The 9805-nt window shown below is 55.6% G+C and carries 14 protein-coding genes; 12 read left to right on the top strand and 2 right to left on the bottom strand.

Going from position 1 to position 9805, the window contains the following annotated elements; all coding sequences use genetic code 11:
* A partial coding sequence (locus MWU54_RS15350) for a hypothetical protein (protein WP_247085439.1) occupies positions 1-1063 on the bottom strand: 1063 nt, incomplete at its 3' end.
* Between the two features lie 358 nt (positions 1064-1421).
* Between MWU54_RS15350 and MWU54_RS15345 the strand changes: the two genes are divergently transcribed.
* The 4 genes from MWU54_RS15345 to MWU54_RS15330 all read left to right on the top strand — a co-directional run bounded on the left by MWU54_RS15345 (position 1422) and on the right by MWU54_RS15330 (position 4309).
* Entirely contained in the window at positions 1422-2693 is a 1272-nt protein-coding gene (locus MWU54_RS15345; protein WP_247085453.1) for a flagellin, read from the top strand.
* Between the two features lie 62 nt (positions 2694-2755).
* A complete protein-coding gene (gene flaF / locus MWU54_RS15340; protein WP_348647658.1) occupies positions 2756-3121 on the top strand; it encodes a flagellar biosynthesis regulator FlaF in 366 nt (121 codons plus the stop codon).
* On the top strand, positions 3118-3516 hold the full coding sequence (locus MWU54_RS15335) for a flagellar biosynthesis repressor FlbT (RefSeq protein WP_247085435.1): 399 nt from the start codon (positions 3118-3120) through the stop codon (positions 3514-3516). The genes flaF and MWU54_RS15335 overlap by 4 nt, the downstream gene beginning before the upstream one ends.
* A gap of 1 nt (position 3517) precedes the next feature.
* Complete coding sequence (locus MWU54_RS15330; protein ID WP_247085433.1) at positions 3518-4309, top strand: DUF1217 domain-containing protein; 792 nt, start codon at positions 3518-3520, stop codon at positions 4307-4309.
* Positions 4310-4329: 20 nt separating this feature from the next.
* On the opposite strand, the gene MWU54_RS15325 is transcribed toward MWU54_RS15330, so the two are convergent.
* A complete protein-coding gene (locus MWU54_RS15325; RefSeq protein WP_247085431.1) occupies positions 4330-5685 on the bottom strand; it encodes a FliI/YscN family ATPase in 1356 nt (451 codons plus the stop codon).
* A gap of 87 nt (positions 5686-5772) precedes the next feature.
* Here MWU54_RS15325 and MWU54_RS15320 point away from each other — a divergent pair, with 87 nt between their 5' ends.
* From MWU54_RS15320 to flgH, 8 genes are read left to right on the top strand one after another with little or no spacing between them, the layout of a single operon-like run.
* A complete protein-coding gene (locus MWU54_RS15320; protein ID WP_247085429.1) occupies positions 5773-6156 on the top strand; it encodes a FlgB family protein in 384 nt (127 codons plus the stop codon).
* Positions 6157-6165: 9 nt separating this feature from the next.
* Positions 6166-6555 (top strand): flagellar basal body rod protein FlgC, encoded by a 390-nt coding sequence (gene flgC, locus MWU54_RS15315; protein ID WP_247085427.1) that lies wholly within the window; start codon positions 6166-6168, stop codon positions 6553-6555.
* A 22-nt stretch (positions 6556-6577) separates the two neighbouring features.
* Positions 6578-6865 (top strand): flagellar hook-basal body complex protein FliE, encoded by a 288-nt coding sequence (gene fliE / locus MWU54_RS15310; protein WP_247085425.1) that lies wholly within the window; start codon positions 6578-6580, stop codon positions 6863-6865.
* Positions 6866-6868: 3 nt separating this feature from the next.
* A complete protein-coding gene (locus tag MWU54_RS15305) occupies positions 6869-7138 on the top strand; it encodes a flagellar biosynthetic protein FliQ (RefSeq protein ID WP_247085423.1) in 270 nt (89 codons plus the stop codon).
* Positions 7139-7140: 2 nt separating this feature from the next.
* The gene (locus MWU54_RS15300) at positions 7141-7854 is read left to right on the top strand and encodes a flagellar hook-basal body complex protein (RefSeq protein WP_247085421.1); all 714 of its coding nucleotides are present in this window, start codon (positions 7141-7143) and stop codon (positions 7852-7854) included.
* A gap of 10 nt (positions 7855-7864) precedes the next feature.
* Complete coding sequence (gene flgG, locus MWU54_RS15295; protein WP_247085419.1) at positions 7865-8650, top strand: flagellar basal-body rod protein FlgG; 786 nt, start codon at positions 7865-7867, stop codon at positions 8648-8650.
* On the top strand, positions 8650-9069 hold the full coding sequence (gene flgA / locus MWU54_RS15290; protein WP_247085417.1) for a flagellar basal body P-ring formation chaperone FlgA: 420 nt from the start codon (positions 8650-8652) through the stop codon (positions 9067-9069). The genes flgG and flgA overlap by 1 nt, the downstream gene beginning before the upstream one ends.
* Entirely contained in the window at positions 9069-9800 is a 732-nt protein-coding gene (gene flgH / locus MWU54_RS15285) for a flagellar basal body L-ring protein FlgH (RefSeq protein ID WP_247085415.1), read from the top strand. Before flgA ends, flgH begins: the two co-directional genes overlap by 1 nt.
* The last annotated feature ends 5 nt before the right edge of the window (positions 9801-9805 follow it).

Genomic DNA, 9805 nt, shown 5'->3' with positions numbered 1-9805 from the left:
ACGGTGACGGTGACGGTGACGGTGACGGTGACGGTGACGGTGACGGTGACGGTGACGGTGACGGTGACGGTGACGGTGACACATTCTTCGCCGCCGGTCCCCGTTCAACAGGATTTTGGGTTTGTCCCGATGTGAAAACCTCGTGTGAAATTATGTGACGCGGCACGGCGACTTTTAAGTCATCGCGCCCGATATTCCCATGTTCACGCGGATCGGAAGCCTCAAGTGAGGAAAGAGTGTCGACACTCTTTGCGCTGTGCGGATGCACCGTCTGATGCAACTTCTTCGCACCGTCGCCAATATCACCGTCAAACGCTTCTGGCCTACCAAAACTTGAATTTTTTTGCTGACCGCGGACCAAACTGTCTACGCCATTAACTGCATCTCGCATATTGAGTGGCTTAACCAACCCATTTGATTGATCTTCCAATTTCTTCAACTCTAACGAACCAAATCGAGAACGCATCTCTACGGTGTTTTTCTCAAATCCGTTCCCATTTTGAGATAATTTGACGAAATCCTCGCTTGGGATTGGTAATTTCGCTCTCTGAACATCGCGCTTGATTTCTTCACGATCATCCAAAAAGGAGGAATTTAGCGTTTCGTCCATTCTTCTAATTCTGACGTCAGAATCATGAGATTTCGCCGTCTGTAATTCTATTAAATCCTTTTCCTGCTGACCCATAGCCTTGGAAATCCCCATCGTGGATGGATCATCAAGGATGGGAACGGCGGATTGTCGCACAACAGATACTTCTTTCTGCGACATCACAACTTCGGATTCGCTTTCAACTACCCCAATTTCTTCGTTGGTCAAGCGCACCATTATGGTCGCTGCCTCTGGAAATGAGTTTTCTGCCTGTTCTAAGAAACCATGATCAGCGGTTTTAAAATTTAGCGAAAATTTTGTCTCTTTCGTGCCTGGAACCACATCATAAATCCTAAGCGCGTCAAATTCACCAATTTCATGCACTTGAGTAGCTTTTGAACTTGGAGAAGGTTCATTAATCACTTTTGTCGTAGCAACAGAATTAGGACTCTCAAAAAGAGCAAGAAAGCTCATCTCCTTGTGATTGCGACCCTCGCCCCTTGCGTGACCCGACACCACCTCCGTGGCCATAGGATCGTTATTCAAGTTCACAAAAGGGATCGTACCTATCATCATTCTAATTGTTTAGGGCCACAATCCTTCACACTACACTAATGCATCGCGAATATTCCTATCTCATTTTCGGCAAATTTTCCGCCTTCAGATGGCAGGGCTTAACAATTGACTCACAATTCTTAGGCATTGATCAAGGCGCACTTTTCAAGTGGCGCGAGCTTTAAGTCAGTAGGTGCCAGTACGGCCGTTTATCCGAGAAACGTTGCAAATGCGCGTTGCTCTCAAATTTGTGCGAAGCACTCCTGAAAGGAACAAGATGTCCAGTATTTTGACAAACAATGGCGCTATGGTGGCGTTGCAAACCCTTAAATCGATCAATTCTCAATTGACCGGAACGCAAAACGAGATTTCCACAGGGAAATCCGTCGCAACGGCAAAAGACAATGCCGCTGTGTGGGCGATTTCCAAGGTCATGGAATCCGATGTTAAGGGGTTTCAAGGAATTTCCGACAGCCTGAATTTGGGTGAATCCACTGTGGCTGTGGCACGAAACGGTGCCGAAACGGTTACGGATTTGCTCACCGAAATGAAGGGCAAGATCGTTGCGTCTCAAGAACAAAACGTGGATCGCGCGAAAATCCAAACCGACATTGTCGCCCTTCGCGATCAAATCAATGCCGTCGTTGGGGCGGCGCAGTTCAACGGTCTGAACCTGCTCTCCAACCGGGAAACGGATGCGGGCTCTGGGAATGTGAAGGTTCTTGCTTCGCTCGACCGGTCAGCGTCTGGCGTTTCTGCAAGTGATATCACTGTATCCAAGAAAGACCTTGGTACAGCGGCAAGTTCCGTCACCGGCGGTACAGTTGCGAACTTGACCGCCGCCGCGACCCTCAATGCGACGCAAACCGCTGATCTGGTTGTCACGACGCCAACCGGCGCGGGCCAGGTCTTCAGTCTTGGAATCGCAGGCACCGACGCGGATGGAAGCACGTTTACTGCTGCAGATTACACCACCGGGACGTCTGCCGCAGACGCGCAAAAGATCATGTATATCGCGCGAGACGGTGACACCGCCGGCGATGTCGCGAAAGGATTGGCCCAGGCATTCGCGATCTATGCAGCAGAAGAAGGTCTGGATACCGACGTCTTCAATGTGACCGCGTCCGGCAGCACGTTGAAGTTGAGTTCAACGGTCACCGATGCGACCGACACGGTTGCGGCACGGGTCGACACATTGACGACACCTACCAATGTGACAATCGGCGGCGGGCTGGAAAAACTGAATGACATCGATGTCACATCAGATTCCGGTGCCGACGCGGCTTTGGTGTCCATCGAGTTCATGATCCAGAACGCAATCGATTCGGCATCGTCCTTTGGTTCGGCTCAGGGGCGAATCGAAACCCAGGCGAACTTCATTTCCAGCCTGACTGACTCGCTCAAATCCGGGATCGGCACACTCGTCGATGCGGACATGGAAGAAGCCTCTGCACGGCTTCAGGCACTTCAGGTTCAGCAACAGCTGGGCGTTCAGGCCTTGTCGATCGCAAACCAGGCACCGCAGTCCCTGCTGTCCTTGTTCCGATAATCTCCTTGGGGTCGCTTCGGCGACCCCAATTCGAACGACTGGGTAAATAGAAAGGTGCACTGGTGATCGCTTCAGCTCTTAAGCAAGACGCCTACCAATCCGTACGATCAGCGCGAGACGTGGAGGGGTCCATCGTCTTGGAAACCACCCGACGTCTGAAAAACGCATCCTGCCGCAGAAAAGAGGATTTCCCTGGTTTCGTCGCTGCCCTGCACGACAATTCCCGGCTGTGGAACATTCTCGCGTCGGATGTGGCCTCACAAGGCAACGTGCTTCCGCCAGACTTGAAATCCAAGATCTTCTACCTGAGCGAATTCGTGCGGCACTACACGAAAATCGTCCAATCCGGATCTGAAAGTTGCCAACCCTTGATTGACATAAACCTGGCAATCTATCGCGGCTTGACGGCGTCCGAGGCGGTGTCATGAGCGGACTGGTCCTAAAGCTCGCACCGCGCGAACGCGTTTTGATTAATGGAGCTGTCATTGAAAATGGGGAACGGCGCTCAAAAATCACGATTGTGAACCAACACGCCAAGATTTTGCGTCTGAAGGACGCCATTCATCCATCCGACGTGAACACACCAGTCAAACAGGCATGCTATCTGGCCCAGCTTCTGTTGAGCGGCGAAGTGGACAGTCCCGCCGTGACGTCTCGGCTGCGGGAACAGATCAATGTTCTGCGGCGCGTTTTCGAGCGCACATCTTACGTTCAGGCGGTCGATAAAGCCGGGTCGTCAATTGATGACGGTAACATCTACCTTGGCCTCAAAGCGTTGCGCGGCTTGCTCGCGATCGAACGGTCTCTCTTGAAGCAGGCCTAGGATGTCGTTCTCACCCGTTCTGATCGGAAATGGTCTGCAAAAATGGTCGCTTCTTTCCAAAACGCGAGAGAGCCAGACGTCTTTACTCGTCGCGCAAACGGCTGTGATTTCCGAGACCGAGCACTTCAAATCGCAGTTTCCAAAGGTTGAAACTGCCGATGACATCACCTCGGACCGCCGCCTGTTGAAGGTTGTGCTCGGTGCATACGGGCTGTCGGAAGACTTGGAAAACCGCCATTTCATCAAAACGATCATGGAGCAGGGCGTAGACAACGCGGATGCGCTTGCGAACAAGCTATCTGATCGCAGATACCGGCGTCTTGCGTCCGATTTCGACTTCTCTTCGGGCGTCCCCCTGAACACCCGCGATCCGCGTTTCGCCACACAGCTTCTTGACGGATACAAGGCAGAGAGCTTTGCAATCTCTGTTGGTAACGTCGACACCGACATGCGGCTTGCCTTGGGTTTCGAAAGGGCTCTGCGCGATATTGTTGAGAATGCCGCGTCCCCTTCGGTAGCTTGGTACCAGGTTCTTGGAACACCCCCGGCGAAAGAGGTGATACAAAGCGCTCTCGGACTGCCCAGGGCTTTCGGTAATCTCTCCATTGACGAACAACATGACAGGATGCGCTCAAAGGCTCAGGCCGTCTTTGGTACCGATGATCTGTCTCAACTGGCGCAGCCCACTGCCTCCGAAGAGATTATCGAACGCTTCCTATTACTGAAACAATCGCAAGCGTCTGCAACGATGTCGTCCCGGCAAACGGCGTTGATGCTATTGCAATCTGTCTGAATGAACTGCGCCAGAACTGTTCACATGCCATGGCCCGGATTCGTGATCTCCGTCCCCTGACACCGCCTTAGGCAGAGCAGAAGCCGGTCAAAACTCGCATCGCAACCACCATCAGTTGTGTCCTTGCAAAATGACATAAAGTGGCCACGAAACGCGATGGCTTGATCAACCAGTGGATCACTCCCCTTGGTATAAAGACCAGCACTGATCAGCGGCGACGCTTCGGAATACACCGACGCAAGAGACCGCGCTTGCGTGATCACCGCGTTTTCCGCTTCACTTGCGGCGTCCGGCAAAGCCCGAGACACAGACGCCAAGAGGTCAACCGCCGGAAAATGCCCACGTTGTGCAAGCATTTGATCCAACAGAATATGCCCATCCAGCACGCCCCTCAACATATCGGATACGGGTTCGTTGATATCCGATCCGGCCACCAAGACGCTTAGTATTGCCGTAATGTCACCGGTCCCGACGCGACCCGGCCCCGCACGTTCGGCCAGTTTGGTAATCTGAGACGGCGTGGACGCGGGAAATCCCCGCAGACTGGGAAACTCACCAGCCATGATCGCAACCTCCCGCTGCGCCTCTGCAAACCGGGTGACGGAATCCATAATCACCAAAACATGCGACCCACGATCACGGAACCATTCTGCAATGCGCATCGCGGTCAGTGGACATCTGGCCCGCGCGGTTGAAGGCGCATCTGCGGCCGACGCCACGACAATCGTTCGCTTTGTCCGCGCCTCACCCAGCACCGTTCGGGCATATTCGTGGATTTCGCGTCCGCGTTCCCCAACAAGCACCAGAATGACAATATCGGCTTCGATTTTGCGCGCGAAACTTGAAAGCAACGTGGACTTGCCCACGCCCGGCCCCGAAAAAATTCCAACGCGCTGCCCCCGGACAATCGGCAGCATGGTGTTGAAAATATTGAACCCGGTGTCCAGCCGCGCGCCAAGTGGCTTTCGAGACATTGGCGTGGGCGGATCGTGGTACACGTCAAGCTGTGTGTCCCCCTGCGGCAAAGGCTGATCGTCAAGTGGGGCACCATAAGGATCCAGAATTCGCCCGATCCACGCGTCACACGGGGCGATGCGACCTGGCCCCATGGACACGACCCGATCCGACAGGGAAATCTGATCCAACGGCCCATCCGGCAGCATCGTGACCACCGATTTGTCGATCCGGATCACGTCACCGGTCAGGTGTGTTTTGTTTTCTTTCACCAATTTTAGCCGATCACCCGTTTTGACATCCGACTCAAAGCCTTCAACCAGAATCGTATGACCCGTCACGGCGCAGACGCGGCCGACCGGTGACAATGGCGCGATATCCGCAACACGTTTCTGAAGATTTGAAAGGTTCACAATTTGCATCGAAGTCTCCGTTCCGGATGTCGCAAACCCTTTTTAAAGGAATCAGGGTTAAGCCTTCGTTGAACCAACCGAGGGAGAAGCCCCGCCATGTTCCAGAATTTGGATACGTTCAAAACCGCCATGTCGATGGCCCGGCATGCCGGGTTGAAACAGGCCGTGACGTCCCAGAACGTCGCGAATGCCGACACACCGAACTATCGCGCCAAAACCGTCGCTGCGTTTTCGGATATTGCGCCGGGGGCTCAGGGCGGTTTTGCTCTCAAAGTCACGCGGCACACACATATCGACAGCACCCGCGCCACTCAGGTGGCGCACAATGTCATCAGAACAAATCAGGAACCGAACGGCAATGGTGTCGACCTTGAGACCGAGATCCTGAATTCCGTTGCTGCCAAACGACAGCACGACCGGGCTTTGGCCGTTTATCGCGCCTCTCTCGGCATGCTCCGCGCCGCGTTGAGCAAGCAATAGGGGCGTCACATGTCAGCATTTTCAAAAGCCCTCAACGTGTCCGCCAGCGGTCTGCGGGCGCAAGCCCAACGTCTTCAGATCGTGTCCGAAAATGTCGCGAATACGGACACCCCAGGGTACAAACGCAAAACCGTTTCCTTCGCCTCAGAACTGCAGCGCACCGGGCTGCCCGAGGTTAAGGTGGACAAAGTGACCCTCGACCGTCGCGACGGTGAACGCATTTATGATCCCGGCCACCCCATGGCCGACAGCGATGGGCATTACACCGGGTCCAATGTCGATCTCGTGATCGAAATCGCCGACGCAAGAGAAGCGCAGCGCAGCTATCAGGCGAACCTCAAAATGTTCGATCAGGCCCGTCAGATGTCGTCTGGCCTGATGGATTTGCTGCGCAAATAACCTTTCCAGAATGGAGAAAATCATGGACGTCAAAACGCTCTTCGCCTCACAACAATATGCCGCTCTCAAACCTGCGACGACCCCCGATCCCCGGGCCGCCGTGGCTGAAAGCTTTGCGCAGATCACGGAAAACTTCGCGCAAACACTGAAAACAACCGAAGAAACCGCGATGGGGGCGATGTATGGCGATGCCGATCCGCATGCTTTGGTTGAGGCGCTGGCCCAGTCGCAGCTCGCCGTTGAAACGGCCGTTACGGTCAGAAACCGGGTCGTCGAAGCCTATCAGGAAATCCTCCGGATGCCGGTTTGACCCATGTTTACTGAAGGCTTTATCTTCGATCTTCTGCGCGAGGCGCTGCGGATCGCTGTTGTCATCTCGGCCCCGATCCTGATCGCAGCACTTCTGACCGGCGTCTCGATTGGTCTGTTTCAGGCGCTGACGTCTGTGCAGGAAATGACGCTTACATTTGTGCCAAAACTGATGGCCATGCTGGCCGTCTTCTGGGTGTCGATGAGTTTCATGACGCGTACGTTGGTCGACTTTTTTCAAGTCGCTGTCGTGCCATCGATCGCAGGAAGCTAGATATGGAAAGTACCGGATATGTCACGCTGGCCCGGCAATCCGGGCTCACGCGCGAAATGGAATTGATCGCGCATAATATCGCGAATTCGGCAACGACCGGATTCCGTCAACAGGGGCTGGTCTTCTCGGAATATGTCGAAGCGATCCGCGGCGGGGACAGCCTTTCCATGGCCGCCGCCCGGGTCAAAAAGACGTCAACGGCACAGGGCATCCTGACCCAAACCGGCAACGCTCTGGACCTTGCCATCGAGGGAAGCGGCTATTTTCAACTGGAAACGCCGGATGGTCTTCGACTGACCCGCGCAGGCGCGTTCAACGTGAACTCCATCGGCGACATCGTGTCCTCTGACGGCCATCGTGTGCTGGATACCGGCGGTGCACCGATCAACGTGCCGCCCGGCGAAGCCGATGTCAAAGTGGCCGCCGATGGTACGGTCAGCCTTGGCGAACAGCTCTTGGGCCAGATCGGCGTCATGGAACCGGAACCCGGCGCCGATCTGACGCGCGAATCCGGTGTGTTGTTTCGGACAGATTCCGCGCTGGCACCTTCGGAAAGCGGAAAGGTGCTTCAAGGCCATCTCGAAGGGTCAAACGTCGATGCGATTTCCCAACTGACCCGGATGATCGAAGTGCAACGATCCTACGAACTGGGTCAAAAGCTCCTCGATATGGAGCATGACCGCACGACCGACGCCCTGAAAACACTGATAAAATAAAGGACAGGACATGCGAGCCCTCAAAATTGCAGCCACCGGAATGACCGCCCAGCAGATGCGGGTTGAGATCATTTCGAACAACCTTTCGAACATGAACACCACAGGCTACAACGCGCGCCGCGCGGAATTTTCCGACCTGCATTACCAACAGGTTGCCCGGGCCGGCACGGTAAACGCGGCCGATGGCACGGTCTTGCCCACCGGCGTTCAGGTGGGCCTCGGCGTGCGGCCCGCTGCCGTCTCCGTGCATCTCGCGCAAGGGTCGCTCAGCCAGACGAACTCGGATCTCGATCTGGCAATTGACGGCAATGGTTATCTCGAAGTGACGATGCCATCGGGTCAGACGGCGTATACCCGGGATGGGTCCCTGAAACGCGACGCAGAGGGTGTGATCGTGACCTCCGAAGGGTTTCCCATCGCGCCCGAAATCGTGATCCCCCAGGACGCGCGCAGCATTTCGATCAACCCTGAAGGCGAGGTCTATGCCTATTTCGCCGACAGCGCGGAACCACAGCAATTGGGACAGCTCAATCTGGTTGGATTTGCAAACGCCAAGGGTCTGGAGGCGCTTGGCGGCAATCTTTTCGGCGAGACTGAAGCCTCAGGTGGCCCGCTCGTGGCAACTCCGGGCGAGGACGGGCTGGGCACCCTGAGGCAGGGGTATCTGGAGGACAGCTCGGTCGATCCGGTGCGGGAATTGACCGAGTTGATCGAGGCACAACGCGGATATGAATTAAACGCGAAAGTCATCTCTGCCGTCGACCAGATGCTTGGCGCGACAACTCAGGTCCGCTGATGCGGTCTTTCTTAATCGCGACGCTTCTATGCGCGCCCGTCCCGTCAGTGGCCGACACCGTGTTCGCGCGCGAAACGCTGCGCGCGCGTGAAATCGTGACCGCTCAGCAGATCGAGCTAAAATCCGGCACCGTCGCCGGCGCTGCCACGTCACCCGACGCGGTGATTGGTTTGGAAGTCCAACGCGCGATTTACGCGGGCCGTCCCGTTTTGCTCAGCAACCTCGCGACACCGGCTGTGGTTGAACGCAACCAGATCATTCCAGCGATCTTTTCCATCAACGGCCTGACCATTTCGACCGAAGCCCGCGCCCTGCAACGCGGCGCGGCGGGGGACGTCATCCGCGCCATGAACCTGACCTCCCGCGCACAGATCCGTGCCGAGGTCCAAGCCGACGGCACATTGAAAGTCCTTCCCTGATGAGACCCTCCAAGATCATTGCCCTGTCCGGTATCCTCTTCCTGGCCCATTGCGCCCGATTGGATCACGTTGGAAAACCGCCCTCTTTTACGCCGCAGGACACAAGCAGCGAACGGCAGGCGATGGTGTTTTCCGGATTTCCCAGAACCACGGCCGATATGTCCGATTACCGAAGAGCGTCACTGTGGACAGGGGATCAAACGTCGCTCTTCGGCGACAGGCGCGCCTTCACGACCGGAGATATCCTGACCGTGATCATCGAAATCGATGACAAGGCCGAGATTTCCAATTCCACCTCGCGGGGGCGCTCATCGTCAGAAAATCTTGGCGTTCCGCAGCTCTTTGGCCTCCCACAACGCAAGAATAAGTCGCTGCCCGACGGCGCGGCGATTGACACGGCGGTGGAGTTCGACGCCGCAAGTCAAAGTGAGGGCAACGGATCGGTCCGCCGCAATGAAAAACTGACATTGCGCATTGCGGCAACCGTGACCGAAGTGCTCCCGAACGGAGTTCTGGGCATCGAAGGCACGCAGGAAGTCCGTGTGAATTTTGAGCTTCGGGAACTGCTGGTGTCTGGCTACGTGCGGCGCGAGGACATCACCCGCAAGAACGAAGTTGGGTACGACAAGATCGCGTCTGCGCGGATTTCTTATGGCGGCAGGGGCCAGATCAGCGACGTTCAGCAACCGCGGATCGGTCAGCAAGTTCTCGACGCCGTGCTGCCGTTCTGAAAGGT

This window comes from Marivita sp. S6314, from assembly GCF_023015985.1.
Lineage (GTDB): Bacteria > Pseudomonadota > Alphaproteobacteria > Rhodobacterales > Rhodobacteraceae > Marivita.
This window is presented reverse-complemented; position numbering and strand designations above follow the sequence as displayed.